The organism is Neobacillus mesonae (assembly GCF_023715155.1).
Lineage (GTDB): Bacteria > Bacillota > Bacilli > Bacillales > Cytobacillaceae > Neobacillus > Neobacillus mesonae_A.
In genome coordinates, this window is the sequence record NZ_JAMBNQ010000041.1 from 23,828 (window position 1) to 43,547 (window position 19,720).

Genomic DNA, 19,720 nt, shown 5'->3' on the forward strand with positions numbered 1-19,720 from the left:
GCAATATATCTGCGAGTTACCTATCCCTGCAACTTATTCAAAAAGCTCATCCCTGCACAACCGGAATTTTCTGCAAAATTTCTTCCTCAAACCAATTTAATTTTTCATGAAGACGTACAACTTCGCCGATTACAATCATGCTCGGATTTGAAATCTGGGACTTTGCTGCCAATTCTTCAATGGTTTCCAACGTTCCAACTACTGTCCGCTGATCTGTTAATGTTCCCCATTGAATTAAAGCAATCGGCGTTTTCGGTGATTTACCATGGCTGATTAATTGTTTAGTAATGGTCGATAGATGGGCAACTCCCATATATACACAAATCGTATCAACCCCATTTGCCAAGCTCGCCCATTGATGTTCAGCCGCCACGTCCCCAGCTTGATGGCCGGTAATGAAGGCAAAGCTTTTGCTTAAAGTACGGTGGGTAACCGGAATTCCGGCATAAGCTGAAGCTGCGATGCCAGCTGTAATCCCCGGGACAACTTCAAACGGAACATCATGTTTGGTGCATTCTTCGGCTTCTTCACCACCACGTCCGAATACAAAGGGATCTCCTCCTTTTAAACGGACAACCTGATAGCCCTTTTTGGCATACTTCACCAGAAATCGGTTAATTGTTTCTTGTTTCATCGTGTGGTAATGAGGCAGCTTGCCACAGTAAACAAGCTGCGCCCCTTCTTTTGCATACTTAAGCAATTCCGGATTTACCAGCCGATCGTAAAGAATAACATCCGCCTGCTCGAGGCAGCGCAATCCTTTAACCGTAATCAGCTCTGGATCACCCGGTCCCGCCCCTACTAAATAAACCTTCCCGGCCATCGCCTCTCATCCTTTCTTATTAACTTTTAAAAACTAAATAATGTTTTTGAGCTGCAAATATGCTAGAACTTCCTCCACTGCCTTTTCTACTTTTAAAAGATCGGAACGGATAATTATTTCCGGATTTTCCGGCTCTTCATAGGGAGAATCAATTCCGGTAAAATCTTTAATTTCTCCTTTTCTTGCTTTTTCATAGAGCTTTTTAGGATCCCTGCGTTCACATTCGTCGATTGGGCAATCCACAAAAACCTCGATAAATTCCCCTTCCCCAAATAATGCACGAACCTGGTCACGGTCGGAGCGGAATGGGGAAATAAAGGCTGTTGTCACAATTGTGCCGCTGTCGACAAATAATTTAGCCACTTCCCCTATTCTTCTAATATTCTCTGTCCTGTCAGCATCGGAAAAACCGAGGTCATGGTTTAATCCATGCCGGATATTGTCCCCATCCAGAACAAATTCGTTAATGCCCGAACGGTATAATTCACGTGAGACTGCGTTTGCTATCGTAGATTTGCCTGAACCTGAAAGACCCGTAAACCAAAGGACACAGCTTCCATGTCCGTTTTGCAGCCGGCGGTCATGTTTTGAAACGGCAGCAGTGTGCCAGGTAATATTTGTTGCAGTTGCCAATGTTGAACACTCCTTATACCAATGTTTTTTCTTTTAAACCTTCAATTAATACTTCCACAACTTCTTTTCTGCTAAAGGTTGATGGCGGCAGTACACCGGAGCGGAGCATTTCTCTTACTTTTGTTCCAGAAAGAATGACACGGTCTTCCTTACCATGCGGGCAAGTTTTATTGGACGCCATCCCTTCGCATTTTGTGCAATAAAAACTATGTTCAAAGAATAAAGGCTTTATTCCTAACTCTTCTTCTGAAAATTGTGTAAAAATCAGCTGTGCATCATAGGTACCATAGTAATTGCCGACGCCTGCATGGTCACGGCCGACAATAAAATGGGTGCATCCATAATTTTTTCGGGCAATGGCATGGAAAATGGCTTCTCTTGGGCCGGCATAACGCATCGCTGCAGGATGCACTCCAAGCTGCACACGTTCCTCAGGGTAATAATTTTCAAGTAAAACCCGGTAGCTTTTTAAACGGACATCTGCCGGAATATCGTCAGCCTTGGTTTCACCTACAAGCGGGTTGACGAACAATCCATCCACTGTTTCCAGGGCAGCTTTTTGGATATATTCATGTGCACGGTGAATGGGGTTGCGTGTTTGGAAACCGACCACTGTTTTCCAGCCTTTTGCTTCAAATAGGGCCCGTGTTTCATTTGGTTCGAACCATACATCACTAAAGACACCTTTTTCCGGTTTTTTAACAAGAGTGATATCACCAGCTGCATACACCGGACCTCTTTGGAATAATCGTTTCACCCCTGGATGTGCTAGTTCCTCAGTTTTATAGACTTTGAGTGCTTCTCTATCTAAATCTGGCTCATACCATTCGGATACTCTAATCACGCCGTATACTTCTTTGTTATGAACAAGCTTGATTTCTTCATCCTTTTTTAAGAGAGCAGCAGTTTCATATGATACAGGCAATGTTACGGGAATTGACCAAATAGTGTTGTCAGCAAGTCTCATGTTTTCGACCACTGATTCATAATCCGCTTTTCCTAGGAACCCTGTAAGCGGACTAAACACGCCGACTCCAATCAGCTCAAGATCGCTGAGTGCAACTGCATCAATTTCAATTTCTTTTTCGATATGTGAAAAATCAAAATCCGGATTATATGCTTGAATTAGTTTTCCTCCATGAGGCTGTGGTAAAAATGACATCAAAATCAAACCTTTCGTATAGTTTTTATAAAGTTAGGAATGCCCTTGCGGCCGCCCGATACACTTATTAGCGAATTAAATGCTTATATTAGCGAATGTTGGTCCCTTATTTGCGAATTACCGGTTTATATTGGCGGAAAACAGCCTTTTATCAGCGAATGGATATCTTTTTTTCCAAAAGCTCTTCTTTATGGTGTTTCGTTCCTTTTATCAAGGACAAGATCCCAAAGACGGAGATTAGCATGCCAGCCATGGCAATGATTGGGTAGAAATTATGTTCAATTATCATTTGAATCAGTGTATATGACAGCACCATTGCCAATACCGGAGATACCAGCCAAACAGTCAACAGCTGTACAACAATATCTTTTTTCAAAACCGATTTTCCATGTTTGGCAAAGCCGATTCCAATAATCGATGACGTCGTAATTTGGGTCAGCGGAACGGGAATTCCTAACATAGAAGCAGCGGTTACAATGCCGGCTCCCGTTCCCGAGATTATGCAGCCTTCTTCCAGTTTAAGAGTGGTAATTTTTTTACCATTCGTCTCCAGAACATGCCGTCCTAAAAGGATGACTCCAAGGGCAACGAATAATCCTCCCCAGAAGATGCCATTTCCTTTTGTTAAAATTCCGGCACCGACGAGGGGGCCGACTGCATTGGCCACATTGTTCATCCCGGCTGAGAATGCTTCAAACAGTCCCATGAAAACAACCAAAATTGAAAGAAAAGGCACTGCTTTCCTGGTTGAAACCAGCCTATGCACCCATTTGCTTGTTAAAAATTTGGATGCGGCAATGGCAATTAAAAATGCCACAAATGGTGTTACCAGCCAAAACAACATAATCCAAATAAGATTCTCAGCAATTACTGACTGGTAAACCACTCCTGCACCAACTACCGCCCCTACGGCTACTTCGCTGGTGGAGAGCGGGATGCCGAAGATATTGGCCAAAAACAAGGACAATGCGGCGGCCGTCAGCACAATTAAAGCGAGTGGTACAGTGAAAGTACTTGACGGTACAATTCCGCTCCCAATGGTTTTGACAACTTCACCGCCGCCAAGCCAGGCACCGAGAAAAACGGCAATACTGCAGCAAAACAATGCAATCCCTTTTTTAATAACACCAGATCCATAAGCAATTCCCATTGAAGCAGCTGCTCCGCTTCCGCCAATATTTAGTGCGAAAAATAAACCAATGATGATTGCTATTATTGAAAGCATTGTCATGTCCTCCTTAGCGGGTGTGCAGTCCACATTCCGTCTTGCCTATCCCCGCCCACCTTCCTGCCCGTGAATCACCTTCATCAAGAACAGGCAGTGTACAAGGAAAACAGCCAATGCTAGGGTAGTTATGATCATGTAATTTGTTATATGGGAGATCTTTTTTTCGGATATAGTTCCAGACGTCATCCCATGTCCAGTGAATTAATGGGCAGATCTTAATGTTTTTGAATTTCTCATCTTTATTGATAAATTCTGTATTAGCCCTTGTCGGTGATTGCTGCCGGCGAAGTCCTGAAATCCACGCCTGTTTTGCCGTTAATGTCTCCCTTAATGGAATCACTTTTCGAATCTCACAGCATTTATTTGGATTCTTTTTCCATAACGCGGATCCGAATTGTGCGGCCTGATCTTCAAGACTGATTTCAGGCTGTTTTCGTTCAATTCGCAAGCTTGGGAAACGGGCTTCCATTTTGTCAATCACCTCGTAGGTTTCAAGAAAATGCAATCCTGTATCCAGAAATACAATATGGGCATCAGGCTTCACTTGATAAATCAGGTCAATTAGGACAATTGCTTCTGCACCAAAACTTGAGGCATAAACAATCTGTTTGTCTGAGTAGGTGCTGTAAGCCCACTCCAGTACATGCCCAGCCCCTTTCGTTTTATCCTGATCCTCAAAAGAGTCTGATATTTGTTTCCAATTTTCATATGTTACAGCATTCGTCATAGCGGTAACCTCCTTCATTTTCCTGCAGGCCTGCCTTTTTTTGTATAAAAAAAGGCAGTCTGCCACGTTTGATAACATGGAGACCGCCTCTAGTTTGTCTAGTCAGCGCTTTTTATTCGATTGAAGACGAACCTTTTCATTTTTTTCAATCTGCACAATCTTACCATCTTGAACCACTAGAGTGATGGAGCCAAATTTTAAAGATTCCAACATTTTTTCCAAATGTGCAATCAGTTCTTCGCGTTCCTCATTCTTCAGTTGATTCGCCCCCTTTTCGTAAAAAAACCTATCCATTCGGTCGGATAAGGCGAACGAATCTGGTCATCACCTTATCTCTCAAAATGATATCATTTTGCTGGATTTGGCACCTTGCATTGCAGGTTGCCGGGCTTCATTGGACCAGTCCCTCAGCCGCTCTTGATAAGAATAAATGGATATTTGATGAAATTAATCCTACCATACCCATAGGTTTTCTGCAATTATAAATTAAACAATTTTTAGAAAAAGTTTCAAATTAGTCCATTCGGCTTATTTTTTTCCGGGATTATAGAACAAAAAAAAGCCTGAAAGACAGTAAAATGCTCACTGTCATATCAGGCTTATTCTTAAACACTGCATATGCGTAATAAAAACTTATCCCTCAAACACTGGTTAGTTCTATATTGTTCATCTAAAAGCTCTTCTAAAAGATTGTTTTTATCTTCCGGTAATAGATCCAGCTCTTTTATTTTGCGGCGGCATTGGGATAAAAACGATATATACTCTTCCCATGACTGGTCAAATTGCAATTCCAAACTCTGTTTCAACCGTCGTGTCAGCTTCGGACTCGCTCCATTCGTGGTAACAGCAATTTGCAGTTCTCCCCGCTTAATCGTCGCTGGAAAGGTAACATTCCCCTCCTCTGCATTGTCAGCCACACATACCAAATGGTTCAATGAAAGCTGACAGGCAAAGGTTCGGTTTGTTTCGCGGTCATTGGTTGCAAGAATCACCAGAAATGCGTGGTTAAAGTCATCGAGTTTGGCTTTACGGCATATCAGCTCACAGCCTATTTCCTCTGAAAAAGCAATGACATCCTCGCAAAATTCCGGTGATATAAAGACAATTACAGCATGCTCTGCGTTTAGTGACCTTGCCTTTCGGGCAGCAATCTTTCCACCGCCGGCAATGACTATTTTTTTCCCCGTTAAATTAATAAACAACGGCTGCATATTCTCTCACCTATTTGGAAAACTCAGTAACCAGCTGATCAAACCGGCTTAACGCATGATCAATCGGCTCAGACGTGGTTAAATCTACGCCTGTTTTCTTGAGCAATTCCAGTGGATAGTCAGAGCCGCCGCTTTTTAAGAATTCCAAGTAAGATGTTTTGATTTCCTGATCCCCTGAAAGCAGTTTTTCGGCAATATGGATCGCAGAGGCAAATCCTGTTGCATACTTATACACATAAAACGGACGGTAGAAATGAGGAATTCTTGACCATCCATATTTTACCTCGTCATCAAATACCACAATTTCCCCATTGTATTGTCTAAATAAGGATTCATAAATTTTATTAAAAGCTTCCACATTGAGAGGCGTGCCGGCCTCTGCCATTTCATGAGTTATTTTTTCAAACTCGGCAAACATTACCTGGGTGAAAAAGGTTCCACGGAACTGATCAATGAAATGATTAAGCAGGTGTTTGCGAATCTGTTCATTTGTCTCCTTATTCAGTAAATAATGAATCAGCAGGACTTCATTTACCGTAGAAGCCACTTCAGCCACAAAAATACTATATCCGGCCGAGATCCTTGGCTGATGTTTGCTGGAATAATAAGAATGCATGGCATGGCCAAATTCATGAATCATTGTAAACATGCTGTCTAAATCATCATGGTGATTTAATAATACAAATGGGTGAACATCATATACTCCTAAGTTATAGGCGCCGGACCGCTTTCCTGGTGTTTCCCGGACATCAATGTAACGGGAGTCTTTGAATGATTTTAATGCAGCAGCATACTCCTTACCAAGCGGAGTCAATGCTTGTAAAAGGGTATCATATGCTTCATCATAGGAAATCTCTAATTTTACTCCCTTTACAAGTGGAACATTTAAATCATATTGACGCAGTTCCTCCAAACCAAGCTTTTCTTTTCTTAACTGGGTATAACGGTGAAGCGGTGCAATATTTGCCTTAGTTGCAGTAATTAAATTTTCATAGACTTCTCTAGGAACCTTATCCCCAAACAATCCTTTTTCCAATGCGGAAGGATAATTTCTCAGTCTGGCAAGGGTAACGTTCGTTTTAATGTTTGCTGCGAGTGTCGAAGCGATGGAATTTTTTAATTGAAGATAAGGCTTGTAATAGGCTTTGTAAGCCTCTTTTCGCTTATCCCGGTCCTCATCCTCAATTAATTTCGAATACATGCCGCGTGTTAGCTCAACTTTCATCCCTTCTTCATTGGTAACATCGCCAAATTTAATGTCAGCATTATTGATCATACTGTACGTATGGCTTGGGGCTGAAAGTGCTTCGCCAAGCTGGGACAGGATTTCTTCTTTTTCCTTTGTAAGAACATGTTCTTTATAACGGAACGCATCCAAAAGATCCTGTTCAAAGTATTCAAGCTTTGGCTCCTGTTTGATGTACCCCTTCAACGTATTTTCTTCTAAGCTTAATAAAAACGGCATAAAAAACGATGAAGCAGCACTCATTTTCACCGCCAGCTGTTTGGCACGATCAACTAAGGATTGTGCATTAGGATCCCTCGTATCCACATCTGCCTGGAGCATCCCATACACATATACAAGGTTAAATTTACTGGATACTTCTTCCTTTTGTGAAAGATACTGATAAAGTGACGCCCCATCATTTATGGATCCGTCAAACTGCTTTAATTTTGGCAGCATGGATTCAATATATTGATAATCCTTTTCCCAATCGGCAGCGGAAGCATATACATCCTCAAAACGCCACTTTTCTTTTTCCGGTACATCTTCACGTGATTGATAAGTAACTGTCATGTACATCCCCCTTACAAGTGTTATTCCTTTATTTTACCATTCCCGATTAAAAAATTAGAAAATATAACCTTTCTTTTTGCAGCATTCCCCAAACTTGTTATAATCAACATTAAGTGAAACAACAATCAGCAGGGGTTTTACTGCCCGTTAATTCCGGATAAATCTTTGCTATTTAGGGTGAGCATATGAGAAAAAAATATGAAAATATAGATGCCGTTAGAAGCAATAAATCAATGAAAGATATGCTGCGCTGGAATAAGGAAAGACGCAGTAAAGTAAAAGATTTAACGGTACAAATTGAGCAATCACCGGTTAAAAAAATCAATGAACTGCATCAAAACAGGAGCCTGACTTCCTATACCTGGATTGGCCATTCCACATTTTTTATCCAAATGAATGGGCTTAATATTCTAACAGATCCAGTGTGGGCCAAACGGATGGGCTATGAGAAACGCTCAACGGAACCTGGAATCGCCCTAGAAGACATGCCGGACATCGACGCGGTCTTCATTTCACATGGACACTATGATCATCTAGACTTTCCAACACTGAAAAAATTAAAAGGAAATCCGCATTATTTTGTTCCTGCCGGGTTAAAGCGGCTGTTAAATCGCAGGGGATATCAAAACGTAACCGAAATGAATTGGTGGGAACAGATGGATTATAAAGGGATCACGATTCATTTTGTCCCTGCACAGCACTGGACGAGGAGAACGCTGACTGACATGAATACTTCTCATTGGGGCGGATTCGTTTTTCAATCAGCACAAGAGACCTATTTTTTTGTCGGCGATACCGGGTATTTTGCGGGTTTTAAACAAATAGCCGAGCGCTTTAACATCGATACGGTATTTATGCCCATCGGAGCTTACGAGCCGGAATGGTTTATGGCTCCTGCCCATATCTCACCGGAGGACAGTGTGAAAGCCTTCATCGAGTTAGATGCGAAAACGTTCGTACCCATGCATTATGGTACTTATCGTTTGGCTGATGACACCGGACCTGAAGCATTACAACGTTTAGAACAGGCATGGACTGACAACAGTCTTTCAAAAGAGCAGCTGAAAGTGATGTTATTAGGGGAGACAGTATTTGAGGGCGGTGATTAACACCTGCCCTCAATGATTAAGTATTATGACGTGACCGCTTCGTAATCGCGGATTTCTTTATATAAATCTTTTAATTCCGATAAGCTTCCTTCGTAAAGGTGCTTATTTTTTATTTTGAATACACCTGATTTAATTAGCTTCTCAATCAAAATTTGTCTTTCTCTCTGGACAGCATCTTGAAGAAAATCTTTCATTCAGGATCCCTCCATTCATTTTGAACACCACTTCCGACTCCCTTAGTCATTATAAATATCCTTTTTTTCAAAGTCTGTCGAAATAACAGATGATAAAAAATTTGTTACGGTTCTTTAATGAACGCCCAATTGGACACCAAATTTTTAATCATTATGTTACAATCGTTATGTTTGAAAAATAAAAAACGAAGGAGCAAACCCCTTCGTTTACTGTCCATCCGCGCCATTTTGAGTAACTTTTCGAATATGGTTATTCTGAAAGTTATCTTCCTTAGCAGCCTCAACCTTGTCATCTAACAATTTCTTTTGGTCAACAACGATGGATTGAATATGCTTTTTCTTTGCCATACTGATCCCCCCTTTTTTCCGCACTACTATTTTGCTTATTTTTTCAAAAAATAATCATCAGTATGGTATAATAAAATTTAAAGTTACCTAATATTGGTATTTATAAAAGGAGGAACTTTTATGTGGCTGCTGATTGGCATAGGAGCATTTTTAAGCTTCGGCTTTCTTGTAGACCTATGGTATAAAAGAAAAGGCATCCGTCAAACTAACCCCGTAGAAAACTCCAAACACGTTTCAAGTTCAGAAAGAATCTATATAGAATCGTATATGCATAATATGAGGAATGACCAACATGGGAATGGCGGGATATAGATTTGGGTTTGAATAGTATTCATTATAACAATGAGACCGATATCAATTTGTATAGACTACTGCCAGGCCCGAAACACAAAATGAGCTCCTCCTTCGTGACAACAATAAATATACTTGAAGGTATTTTCGGCTTGAACAAATCTTGACTTATTACCATCTAGATCAAGATATATGTCTTTTACAAAAAATAAAACATACCCCCCAATACGTTATGTTAGCCCATAAGATAATCTTCATCTTTTTCAATAGAATCTTGTAAATTTATGAGCGTTTCTAAATATTTTCGTTATAATCTCGATTAAAAGGGCTCAAATATTTGTTTAAAATCAGCACTACTTCATCCATACCTATTGCAATCCTCTTCACAACAAATTCTCTTATTATACAATATTTTTTTGCACAAAACGGCCTCTTAGTTCAAATCATTACCACCTGTCCAACGAGTGGTTGGAATACCGCAATAAGCCTATTACCGTCCTGTGTCTATTGGCGCTGGCCTTCATTTAATTTAAGCAAAATCTTCCATCCCTTTTTAACAAAAGCACCCCTTCCTTTAAGTGTCACATCAAAGTTAGGTAGGAAAAGTAAATAAATGAACTATAATTTCTTTTCAACAAAGTATTTTCACAGTATTCGACTGAAGAAGATAAAATATCTAATATAAAAGAAAATTACATAGGTGCACACTCAATAGATCCTTTTTTAAGGAATACTTTCCTTTTTATTGTAAAAGATAATTTTGTAAATTAGTTTCGGGAGGTTAGTATGAATAAATTATCGAAGATTCTCTCACTTTCACTTTTATTATGCCTGATGATCATGACAATGAACTTTCAAAATGTTAAAGCACAGCAGCCAGACTATGCAAAATGGGGTCAAATGGCTATAGGTGAAATAAAGAAAAAATACGCAGATAGTGAAGTTACTGAATACGAATATTTGGGAAGGACGACCGTCTCTAACAGTAAATCAAGAGACACCTTTGATTTTGTCGTAAAAAAGAATACAGAAAAAAATATAGTGAGGGTATATGTTTTCTTTAACCCACAAACCAATCAATTAATAAACATCCAAACCAAATTAATACAACAGTAATGTATAAACTATTCCTGGCGCAGCCGGGAATTTTTTTGTGCCGAAAAAGGTTTTCATGAAAAAGAACAAATTTTTTCCGCCTTGCAAATCCTTCATAAAGTAACCTGTCCCTCGTTGGATAACAAAAATAGGCTGCCGCAGCAACCTTCTTTTTGGAAATTCTCATTTTTTATACATACGAATTATGACTAATATTCCCCTTCAAAAGGAGTGAACGGAATACTTAATCTATTTTCCACTGCACGAAGCCGCCGATTCACTCTTTGGAGACGGCGTTGGAGTTGATCAATTTCCTTTGCCTGCTGATCGTTTTGTCTTTCTAATTGATTCACTTTCCGTTCAAGCTGCCTCCATTGAGGTAATTGAAATAATTGAGACAGTTGCCTATTTGTGTAATGTTGATCTTGCGTTACATATGGATTGTAGTCAGACTGAATTTGTGGGATTTGATAATTTCCATACGGATACAACTGAGCATCTCTCCTTTTGGGTTTCTAAGTTTTAGATTATGCGGGCAATGGCAGTGTGAAACGGCGAATACCTAGAGAGTGCTATTAAAATATTCCCAAAACATTTGTCTGACTTCTTTTACCTGCGTAATGGTTTCCGTTAATTTCACATATTTTTTAGGATTTACCCTTATACCATTCAATGATGACAAATCTTCCAAGCATTTTATCTCGTTAATGTTCAGAAACTGAATAAATGAATATTTATTTCGAATTAATTTTTAGAATATAAGGAAAGCCCCCGTCCGATAAGGTTTGCAGAAATAGGCTCTCGTCCCAATTCTCTTGCCTAAATGGATAGTTGTCCTATATGGTGAATTTCATGAGCAATAATATGCCTCATAACTTCACCCCGAGTGTCCGTTACAACTCTTCCATCTGGCAGGGTATCGTAAAATAATTGATTTTCCATACCAGCATCATAGTTATTTACAAAGTTCTCCACCTCTAAATGAAATTCCGCGTCCAAATTTCGAACCCTATTCAAGCTTATATACTTATCGAAACTCTCCTGAGAGTCATTTTTACTCTGTAAGAGACGTATCCAGCTCCACTCCACATCAACAATATGGAAAAGAGTGTGTAATATACTCCCGCTTCCGCCAGTTTGATTTTGCAAAAGCTCTTCTTCACTTAACTCTTCACACCAACGATACCAGTCTTCTCTTATCATCCAGTTCTATCTAAAAAGTACTTGCAATAAAATCCCTCCGCAAAAAAATAAATGAACCGTCAAAATATACTTTAGAATATTAAACCTATCTAGTATGACTATTTCAACAAATATAAGAAAATCCCTTCTAGAAGCTGCCTGCCTATTAGCGAAACAATAAAAAGGTGCCCAAATTTCAACTCCTTGTTTCCCTCAAGCACTCGTTTACTTAACAAAATATGAATAATTAAAGTCCGTTATGTCTCCCATAGCTCAATCAGGCTACTTTCACTCATTAGAGCGATGTGCTGCCAAGCGCACATAAAAAAGGACTGCCGAAGCAGTCCATTTTGTTGCTAAATTCAAAGTAAATTCTTTCACGAAGTTGCATTCGTAATTTTATAATTTTTATGATTGACTATGGTTGAAATGGGTTCGTCTTTTTCTTTATTATATCCGTACTCAACAATAACAGAATTTTCTCTAACAACTGTAACAATTCCTTCATAGCTTTTTCCTTCACGCTTAAATACAATATTGTCACCGATTTTAGCTGTTGCCATTTTATCACCCCAAACTTATTATTTTCAGCAAAGATAAAAAAATGCAGAAACAATTAAAAACAGGCTGTAGTTATTGCTAGAAAAAGAAGGCCTTTTATATTAAGTGTTAACGAAACTGAAATAAACATTGGTAAGCGTCCTGGTTTTACCGCTCATGTTTTTCTGTTACTAATTTAATTTGGGATGATATTCCTCCTGCTCCGGGAGTACCAATTACCAGATGTTAGCAAAAAATCTTTTCGAGATGTTATTAGTAGTCCTTGGCTCAGCACCCATTCTATTGATGCAATTGTATTCCCGTCTACTAACCAATAAGTCAATATCCTGACGGAGAATATTGGGAATATTCACCCTCTTTTACATTACTCATATTTCAATCTTTTTCGTCATTTATCAAGCAATTTCTGGTTTAATTAAACTCCATTTAGTTCAATAAAAAGGCCATCGTAACGGCAGCCAATTATTAAAGTAACGCCATGATAGTTTAATAAGGATTCTCACTTTTTAAAGAAGTTAATTGTCCGTAACTTTGCTTTAACATCTCAATAAACTTTAAAAGCGAGCTTGTCATTAGACTATCCTTGTGTCGAATGAAAAAAGTTTTGACAGTGCTGTATTGTGCTGGAATTTCAAAAGAATGTACCAACCCTTTTATTTTAGGTGATAGAATCGAAGACATTGGCACCAAAGAGGCTCCAAGTCCAGAAATCACACCTTGAATAATAGCATCCGGGTGATTGAATTCTAAATATCGAATGTTACCAATCCCTATTGTTTTCAACCAATTTTCAAGTTGTTCTCGATGTGGACAACCTTTTGTATTCATGAGGAAAGGTTGATGACATACATCTTGAATATCTTTCATTTCTCGAGCACTGATTAATACGAGTTGTTCTTCAAATACAAGCTCCTGCACGATGCTGTCATCATTAAGTTGCGATTTTACTAATGCACCGTGAAGTTGAAAATGACGAACCTTTTCCACCAATTCACCTGAATAATCTGTCATTAACGACAACTCTACTTTTGGATAAAGTTTAAAGTATTTAGCTAGTATGGAAGGAAGATACATTGCAGAGGCGGTATGAGTTGCTCCAAGCCTAAGCTGACCAGTGGGTTCTATCGAATCATTAAGAGCTTTATGTGCCTCGTCAATTAAATGGATAATTTGCTCCGCATAACTCAATAACTTCTCACCGTCTGGTGTTAATAACATCCCTCGTTGGCGGTAAAAAAGCTGCGTATTCAACTCTGCTTCTAATTGCTGCACCCTTGTAGTAACGTTTGACTGTACATATCCAAGTATTTGAGCGGCTTTTGTAATGCTTCCCTCACTTGCAACAGCCCGGAAAATTCGTAAGTCATTGATGTCCATTTCTGACACCTCGCATTATTATCATTAAAAATGAATCTATATATCATTTATATTCATTTTACATGAATATTTTCCGAGTGTACAATTATCGTAAATTCAGGAAAGAGAACATTTCCGCTCATCAGCCTTATGAAGCAATAAAAGAATTTTTTAGGAGGTACAATATGCTTAATCAATCAAATGTTGAAATTGGCGAACAATTTCTGTCAGCGTACAGCGCACATAATTGGGAAGGAATTCGAAAGTTATTACATCCAATTGTGAAATGGACTCTTCCAGGTGACGGAGCAATTTCGGGGACAGCTGAAGGAATAGATGCTGTTATTAACCGAGTTAAGTCAATTGTCGATGGAAAAGTGTATACACAACTTCATGGAATACTTGTGGGTCAATTTGGGCTGACATTAGCACTGCACAATTCAGCTGTCTCAGAAGATGGTCGTGTCCTAGAAGAAGAATTAGCGACGGTGCTAACCATTGAATCTGGACTTATAACAAAAATCGATACCTACCTTTCAGATGTAGCAGGTATGGAACAATACTTTATAAAATAGAATTTGAGACGGTTAAAGTCTATGGTGCGACTGAGGATAGCGTGCAACAGTTTCCTAGTTGTTCCCAAAAATAAATTGAAAAACTTATTGATATTTTATTAGTAGACCTGCTATGGCAAATGCAGTTTTTATAAATGACAACAGATTTCAATTAATTGGTTTCGACAATTTTATGTTTCGTGAACTTGCTGCTCGTAAGGGGCGTAACCCACAATCTACAGAAGAATTAGATATCCAATGCCGAAAAGTACCGGCATTTAAGCAGCAGCTGGAAAATAACTTACTCTTACTACACAACAAAAAAAGTGATGGTATGATACATCACTTTTTTATTTGGCTCTACTCAAACTTAACAAAGCGCTCATTAAATTCTGCAAATAATATATTTGGAGTCTTCATCTAAAGCACCCGTTACTTTAAGTGCAATTCTTCACTAATGTATCTCATAAAAAGTCATTTTATATGCCACTCTCATTGAATTAGGATAATCCTAAATTGTATGCTACACTTGGATTACCATTTGATTTACTGTTTTCATGTCCCCTACTCCTTTACGAGTGGGGGTTCTTTATTTCACAAGAAAAAAGAAAAGCAGACTCCCATAAAAGAGTCTGCCTTCCCTGTTTTGTAAAATTAAGCAGCTTTACGTACGTTTGAAGCTTGAGGTCCACGTTGACCTTGCTCAACATCAAAAGTCACTGTTTGACCTTCTTCTAAAGTTTTGTAACCTTCACCTTGAATCGCTGAGAAATGAACGAATACATCGTCTCCACCTTCACGTTCGATGAATCCGAAACCTTTTTCGCCATTAAACCATTTTACTTTACCTTTTTCCATTTGTATTGCCTCCTAGTGTGTAAACACACACAATGTAATACTATTCTTGCTCTCAGTGATCATCAAGACGAAAAGTTACAAATCCTATACACCGAACAAAAATAATTCTCTTTAATCATACCATTTTTTGTTAAAATTGGCAAGAGACAGAAAATTCCATTGCGTTCACTATTTCTTTATGATAATCATTGCCGTATATTTTGTATCAGGATTCACTCCATATTCTGTGTGCATGCTTACAGCAAGCGGAACAGCATTGTATTTAACGTCTATAAGCTTTCCTTCCTCTAATGAGCCAAGAAAATCATTAACTACCCGAATAAGTTCTGCGAAGTCTGTACTTTGAAAACCTTTTGCCTCATACATAATTTATCCCTCCCTTCATCTTATATATTTATACACAAAAGGCTTATTCTCCTATAAGAACTTCTAATATTTAAAATCCTTTCACACCTCTTATTGTTTGTAATTCATGTACTTTTGTTTTTCAACTATTCTGCCACATTCTACAACAAGAAACGAAAGTTGCTAAATTTGTCACTGATCTTCTACTCTTGGATTCCAATAGCTGAATAAGGAAACTTAAGAAAATAATTGGTATTCAAAGGAAAAGACCAGACCTTTATGTGGAAAACATATAGATAAATGGGGTGACCGTAATAAATAAAGTTGGTTTATTAAAAAACCTACGCAATGCCCGTAGAGGTAATTTTTTTCAATAGAGGCTTCAAAGGCTACAAAAGAAGATGAAAAAAAGATTGAAGAAATGGTTAGATAATTGGAAAATGAAGGGGAAATTAAGCTTAGAGAATACGTTCAACGGGAATACTCAGTTTATTTACATGGAATAATTTAGTATGCCTGAGAATAATCAGGTCCCTTTTTAACGGGTGGAACACAATAGAATCTAAGAGTTCTTCAACAACCCTTCCTCCTAATAGATGGCTTGAATTTTCAGCCTATTTATGTTTTTGTGTGTTTTCATTTTTTCTTTTGGGCTCTTAAAAAGTTGTAGGGCTATTTCAAGCAGCGGAATTATTTAGTTTTTCCAAAACAAATTCGTGTTGTAAACGTCTCTCTAATTTTTCTAAATTACCCCATCTTCTACAAAAGTTTTATCAGCCATTAACTTTCCTGAGTTTTTATTAATGTGTTCAACTTTGAGTAATGTATTCACCTTTACAATATCAGGAGTTGCATCTCCACGGTGAAATTTTCCTGGAATTTTTGTCCACAAATTTCCCAATGATCTATTAACCCAATGTCTTTAAAATATAGTTTTTGCAAACGGCATAACCACGTCATACAAGAGGTGTTACGTTTTTGACAACCTTCCTTATCCTTTAAAAATACACACCCATGACAACAAGATTGTCCACTTTCAATACAAACGCTGCAAATCTCATTTTTCCCAATTTCTTCAAACACTTTTAACCCATGCTGGATAAGATGCTATCTATTAACCTAATTCTGAGCAGTTGGTTCTTCCGTTTTTATGGTTTCTTAAACATGAAATCTAGTTCCACTTCTGATTCGTTTGCGCAATTAAAAAACCTGTCTACACTACACTTAATGTAGAAATGCGCCCATTTTCATTAGCATGTATCACCTTCATTATTACTGTTGGTCTTTAACCTATCCGATTTTTTAACTCTTTTACTTATATAAGGTTTGGCACTTTTGGCTTTGTTGGTACTAGCTTTCCAACGATTCCAGCCCTTCTTTCCTGTTCCCCTACCTGTTCCGCCTTTACCCTTAGCTTTATTCATATAATCACTCCATTATTATAATCATTACTTATATGTTTTGTTGTTATATCCATTTTACTTGGTTATTAACCGAGCACGATGACAGCCCGTTCTTCCTGATAATTCTCCCATGATTATTACATTGTACCTCTTTCTTCTTCTCTCCATTTGTAAGAAAAGTCCATTTACTATCACCCGCGTTTATGGGAAAATTCAATTTTATTTACCCAGTCAGTAACGAAAGCCCTATATTAGAAGCATCTTTGCATGATTTTTTATTGTTGTAAACAAAATCAAGAGGGAAAAGGGGCAAATAGAGTAGGCGCATGAAAAAATTTCATGCGCCTCTCACAGATCCGTACGTGCGGGTCATCGCATACGGCTCCTCCATGCTTATCCCCGCTGGGGATGTAGCTCATTGTAAATGTCTAAAAGAAATACAAGTTTAATTTCCCGAAACCTTTCATTAGGTATCGCAAAATGAACATGTTGGGTCATCGAATTTCTCCATCTGAACATAGACAGGTAGGGAAGTTCTCCTTCCCAATGCCTTTTCCGAAGCTCCCTATGGAGCTTTCTTATTTTTCTCCAGCTTCTTAATTGAATCATTCGCAATCTTCTCCGAATCCATGAGTCCAACTGTTTGAACAGATTCTTTGAGAATCCAATGCCGAAGTATCTCCCCCACCCTCTTATGATGGGATTCACCTTCTGTTTGACGAATTCTTCTAAATTCACTGTTTGGTTTCTTTTCGTTGCCTCTTTGATTTTCTCCTTAAATTTCTTGACTGCTTTTTCTGAGGGTGAATGGTAATAACCATTTTTAAATACGTAGCCAAGAAAGATGAACGGTTCCTCGTAGTTATTTACAATCTTTGTTTTATCTGGGTGAACTTTTAAACCCAGTTTTCCCTCTAACAACTTTACTACTGTTCTTAGAACTCTTTCTGCCCCTTTTTGAGATTTACAACAGATGACGAAGTCATCTGCATACCTTGTAATGCGGTGACCTCTTTCCATCATCATGTCATCAAGTGGGTGAAGATAAATATTCGCTAGGAGCGGACTAATAATGTAAACGAGCACAATAATCCAGATACTTTTTTTCAAATTAAACCAGGAGAAAATCTGAAATATTGTGCTCCTTTTTTCAATTTGCTTCGGATTGTGAAAAACTTTGTTTATATTATTTCGGCTATCATCATAAAAAGAAAACCCCTAGAATGGGGCATTCACAGGAATAAAATTTTGTATTTTAATACGAATCTTGTATATTTCTTGAGTATGAAGTACAAAAATTGAATCGTGATCCAGGGTTATGAACCAATCAAAATCCTTTTGTAAGTAGGCATGAAAGTATCTATTTTGAATTCGTAACTCAAATTCATAGCCTTGGTCCAACCAATAGGAGGTTTGTCCAATCCAAACTCTCCACTCCTGATGGCGGTGGTCAAATACGATTATTCCCTTTCTTATCATAAACCACTATCCTCGATAGCTAATCTTACTACTTCTTCATCAATTTGTTCTTTTTTTAGCTGATATCCAAATAAAAGGCTGTTAATCGTCAAGGTATTAATTACCCGCGGCCAGCCCTGAGAGCGGGATGCAATAGCTTCAATAGCGTTTTCTGTAAAAATGGGGATTTTTGCACCCGCCAATTTCATATGGTGGTGAATATAATCGGAAACTTCTTCTCCATTTAACGGCTCGATTTCATACTTCATTATGATTCTTTGTGCAAGTGGTCGATGATGGTTTAACGCCAAGCGAGTCTTTAAATATGGTAAGCCAGCTAAAATTAAGATAAAGGGATTCGTAGAATCCATTTGAAAGTTAAATAAAATCGCTATATCCTGCAAAAATGCATCTTTTGCCATATGCATTTCATCTAAAATGAAAACAGGGGTAATTTTACGTTCTCCGGCCAGCCTTTCAATACCTTGTTGAATTTGCTTGAATAAATCAACCTTACGGAACTTCGGTTCCTCTCCCAGTCCGTATGCTAATCCTCGATAAAAATCCATTACACCGCCTGTTGAAAGAGGGAAATAGATGACATGATACAGAGACGGGTTTAGTGACTCCTTGAAAGACCGCAAGGTAAATGTTTTTCCTGCACCAGGATCTCCAATAAGAAGGCCAATTCCTTTTGATTTTTGTAAATAATTTAATGCATTTAAAGCCCCTTGATAATCAGTTGAAGGGAACGCATCCATAGGCCGTATATCTTTTGAAAATGGAGCTCTAGCTAGGGAATAAAAAGTTTTATACACCTTCTTTCTCTCCTTTCACTTCATCCGGTTGGGACAATGCAAATGGGGAGCGAGCCCGTTTTACATGCGCATTATCTTTCATATTTACAGGAGTTGCTTCGGCCACTTTCTTATCGTCTTCAAAGACATATACACCATTTTCATCTAGTCTCACATCGATTGAGTAACCGATAAAGCGAGAAGGTACCTCGAATAACTGCTTGTTTAAAGTAATCGTTCCATCTGCCTTTACTTTCCGTTGCTCTCGTTTCAAGAAAATGGAATCAAGAATAGACAAATCCTCTAAAAACTTTATGTCATGCAGCTGAGATTGAAATACCTCATGAGGCGTTTTACCATCCAAAGAGGCATGCACTCTTCGATGATAATCTTTCTCTAGCCAGCGCCAAAATCGCTCATTAAGTTCTTCAAGAGATTGAGCTGGTTTAGCATATAATAACGGATAAAAACGTGTTTGAATCGTTTTAAAAAGCCTTTCAATTTTGCCCTTTGCACGGGGGTCGTACGGCTGTGTATGGGCTAAGGTAATCCCAAGTTTAGCGCAAGCGTAGTGAAGCGTTTCAGAT

25 protein-coding genes, 2 pseudogenes and 1 riboswitch are annotated in these 19,720 nt (G+C 38.5%); of the genes and pseudogenes, 5 read left to right on the forward strand and 22 right to left on the reverse strand.

Annotated elements, in window-relative coordinates; all coding sequences use genetic code 11:
• Positions 1 to 46: 46 nt before the first annotated feature.
• The 8 genes from cobA to pepF form a co-directional block, all read right to left on the reverse strand.
• Positions 47 to 823 carry a uroporphyrinogen-III C-methyltransferase gene (gene cobA / locus M3183_RS22500; RefSeq protein ID WP_251473211.1) on the reverse strand — a complete coding sequence of 259 codons (777 nt, stop codon included), beginning with the start codon at positions 821 to 823 and terminating at the stop codon, positions 47 to 49.
• 33 nt (positions 824 to 856) lie between these two features.
• Positions 857 to 1,456, reverse strand: coding sequence for an adenylyl-sulfate kinase (cysC, locus tag M3183_RS22505; RefSeq protein ID WP_251473213.1), 600 nt, complete (start codon positions 1,454 to 1,456; stop codon positions 857 to 859).
• A gap of 13 nt (positions 1,457 to 1,469) precedes the next feature.
• Complete coding sequence (sat, locus tag M3183_RS22510; RefSeq protein WP_251473215.1) at positions 1,470 to 2,618, reverse strand: sulfate adenylyltransferase; 1,149 nt, start codon at positions 2,616 to 2,618, stop codon at positions 1,470 to 1,472.
• Between the two features lie 151 nt (positions 2,619 to 2,769).
• Positions 2,770 to 3,843, reverse strand: a complete 1,074-nt coding sequence (locus M3183_RS22515) for an inorganic phosphate transporter (protein WP_251473216.1) — start codon at positions 3,841 to 3,843, stop codon at positions 2,770 to 2,772.
• A 13-nt stretch (positions 3,844 to 3,856) separates the two neighbouring features.
• On the reverse strand, positions 3,857 to 4,573 hold the full coding sequence (locus tag M3183_RS22520; protein WP_251473218.1) for a phosphoadenylyl-sulfate reductase: 717 nt from the start codon (positions 4,571 to 4,573) through the stop codon (positions 3,857 to 3,859).
• 102 nt (positions 4,574 to 4,675) lie between these two features.
• Positions 4,676 to 4,807: a YezD family protein gene (locus M3183_RS27205; RefSeq protein ID WP_396953751.1), complete on the reverse strand. Its 132-nt coding sequence runs from the start codon at positions 4,805 to 4,807 to the stop codon at positions 4,676 to 4,678.
• A 92-nt stretch (positions 4,808 to 4,899) separates the two neighbouring features.
• A riboswitch (SAM riboswitch) is annotated at positions 4,900 to 5,000 on the reverse strand.
• 178 nt (positions 5,001 to 5,178) lie between these two features.
• A complete protein-coding gene (locus M3183_RS22530; protein WP_251473219.1) occupies positions 5,179 to 5,784 on the reverse strand; it encodes a precorrin-2 dehydrogenase/sirohydrochlorin ferrochelatase family protein in 606 nt (201 codons plus the stop codon).
• Positions 5,785 to 5,794: 10 nt separating this feature from the next.
• Complete coding sequence (gene pepF, locus M3183_RS22535; protein WP_251473220.1) at positions 5,795 to 7,582, reverse strand: oligoendopeptidase F; 1,788 nt, start codon at positions 7,580 to 7,582, stop codon at positions 5,795 to 5,797.
• 185 nt (positions 7,583 to 7,767) lie between these two features.
• On the opposite strand from pepF, the gene M3183_RS22540 reads away from it, so the two are divergent.
• Entirely contained in the window at positions 7,768 to 8,691 is a 924-nt protein-coding gene (locus M3183_RS22540) for an MBL fold metallo-hydrolase (RefSeq protein ID WP_251473221.1), read from the forward strand.
• Between the two features lie 23 nt (positions 8,692 to 8,714).
• Here the strand turns inward: M3183_RS22540 and M3183_RS22545 are convergent, their stop codons facing one another.
• Together M3183_RS22545 and M3183_RS22550 are read right to left on the reverse strand one after the other, a co-directional pair.
• On the reverse strand, positions 8,715 to 8,885 hold the full coding sequence (locus M3183_RS22545) for a Fur-regulated basic protein FbpA (protein WP_251473222.1): 171 nt from the start codon (positions 8,883 to 8,885) through the stop codon (positions 8,715 to 8,717).
• Between the two features lie 207 nt (positions 8,886 to 9,092).
• Entirely contained in the window at positions 9,093 to 9,233 is a 141-nt protein-coding gene (locus tag M3183_RS22550) for a hypothetical protein (RefSeq protein WP_251473224.1), read from the reverse strand.
• A 120-nt stretch (positions 9,234 to 9,353) separates the two neighbouring features.
• On the opposite strand from M3183_RS22550, the gene M3183_RS22555 reads away from it, so the two are divergent.
• Complete coding sequence (locus M3183_RS22555; protein ID WP_251473225.1) at positions 9,354 to 9,545, forward strand: hypothetical protein; 192 nt, start codon at positions 9,354 to 9,356, stop codon at positions 9,543 to 9,545.
• A 765-nt stretch (positions 9,546 to 10,310) separates the two neighbouring features.
• Positions 10,311 to 10,640, forward strand: a complete 330-nt coding sequence (locus tag M3183_RS22560; protein ID WP_251473227.1) for a DUF3889 domain-containing protein — start codon at positions 10,311 to 10,313, stop codon at positions 10,638 to 10,640.
• A gap of 188 nt (positions 10,641 to 10,828) precedes the next feature.
• Here M3183_RS22560 and M3183_RS22565 read toward each other — a convergent pair whose 3' ends face one another.
• The 4 genes and pseudogenes from M3183_RS22565 to M3183_RS22580 form a co-directional block, all read right to left on the reverse strand.
• A complete protein-coding gene (locus M3183_RS22565; RefSeq protein ID WP_251473230.1) occupies positions 10,829 to 11,110 on the reverse strand; it encodes a hypothetical protein in 282 nt (93 codons plus the stop codon).
• 331 nt (positions 11,111 to 11,441) lie between these two features.
• A pseudogene (locus M3183_RS22570) lies at positions 11,442 to 11,822 on the reverse strand (DinB family protein); the annotation flags it as partial.
• A gap of 356 nt (positions 11,823 to 12,178) precedes the next feature.
• Positions 12,179 to 12,364, reverse strand: a complete 186-nt coding sequence (locus M3183_RS22575; protein ID WP_251473234.1) for a DUF2187 family protein — start codon at positions 12,362 to 12,364, stop codon at positions 12,179 to 12,181.
• Positions 12,365 to 12,848: 484 nt separating this feature from the next.
• Complete coding sequence (locus tag M3183_RS22580; protein ID WP_251473236.1) at positions 12,849 to 13,739, reverse strand: LysR family transcriptional regulator; 891 nt, start codon at positions 13,737 to 13,739, stop codon at positions 12,849 to 12,851.
• A 164-nt stretch (positions 13,740 to 13,903) separates the two neighbouring features.
• Here M3183_RS22580 and M3183_RS22585 point away from each other — a divergent pair, with 164 nt between their 5' ends.
• Both M3183_RS22585 and M3183_RS22590 read left to right on the forward strand, forming a co-directional pair.
• Entirely contained in the window at positions 13,904 to 14,293 is a 390-nt protein-coding gene (locus M3183_RS22585; RefSeq protein ID WP_251473237.1) for a nuclear transport factor 2 family protein, read from the forward strand.
• Between the two features lie 133 nt (positions 14,294 to 14,426).
• A pseudogene (locus tag M3183_RS22590) lies at positions 14,427 to 14,555 on the forward strand (HU family DNA-binding protein); the annotation flags it as partial.
• A gap of 371 nt (positions 14,556 to 14,926) precedes the next feature.
• Here M3183_RS22590 and M3183_RS22595 read toward each other — a convergent pair.
• The 8 genes from M3183_RS22595 to M3183_RS22630 all read right to left on the reverse strand — a co-directional run.
• The gene (locus tag M3183_RS22595; RefSeq protein WP_251473238.1) at positions 14,927 to 15,130 is read right to left on the reverse strand and encodes a cold-shock protein; all 204 of its coding nucleotides are present in this window, start codon (positions 15,128 to 15,130) and stop codon (positions 14,927 to 14,929) included.
• A gap of 168 nt (positions 15,131 to 15,298) precedes the next feature.
• Entirely contained in the window at positions 15,299 to 15,496 is a 198-nt protein-coding gene (locus M3183_RS22600) for a sporulation protein Cse60 (protein WP_214711905.1), read from the reverse strand.
• Positions 15,497 to 16,217: 721 nt separating this feature from the next.
• Positions 16,218 to 16,376: a hypothetical protein gene (locus M3183_RS22605; RefSeq protein WP_251473240.1), complete on the reverse strand. Its 159-nt coding sequence runs from the start codon at positions 16,374 to 16,376 to the stop codon at positions 16,218 to 16,220.
• 349 nt (positions 16,377 to 16,725) lie between these two features.
• A complete protein-coding gene (locus M3183_RS22610) occupies positions 16,726 to 16,899 on the reverse strand; it encodes a DUF3934 family protein (protein WP_251473242.1) in 174 nt (57 codons plus the stop codon).
• 372 nt (positions 16,900 to 17,271) lie between these two features.
• Positions 17,272 to 17,988, reverse strand: coding sequence for a group II intron maturase-specific domain-containing protein (locus M3183_RS22615; protein ID WP_251473244.1), 717 nt, complete (start codon positions 17,986 to 17,988; stop codon positions 17,272 to 17,274).
• 108 nt (positions 17,989 to 18,096) lie between these two features.
• The gene (locus tag M3183_RS22620) at positions 18,097 to 18,357 is read right to left on the reverse strand and encodes a DUF5348 domain-containing protein (protein WP_251473246.1); all 261 of its coding nucleotides are present in this window, start codon (positions 18,355 to 18,357) and stop codon (positions 18,097 to 18,099) included.
• Complete coding sequence (locus M3183_RS22625; protein ID WP_251473248.1) at positions 18,354 to 19,154, reverse strand: ExeA family protein; 801 nt, start codon at positions 19,152 to 19,154, stop codon at positions 18,354 to 18,356. The genes M3183_RS22620 and M3183_RS22625 overlap by 4 nt, the downstream gene beginning before the upstream one ends.
• Positions 19,147 to 19,720, reverse strand: a 574-nt coding sequence (locus M3183_RS22630; protein WP_251473249.1) for an integrase core domain-containing protein, incomplete at its 5' end; no start/stop codon positions are given. The genes M3183_RS22625 and M3183_RS22630, both read right to left, overlap by 8 nt.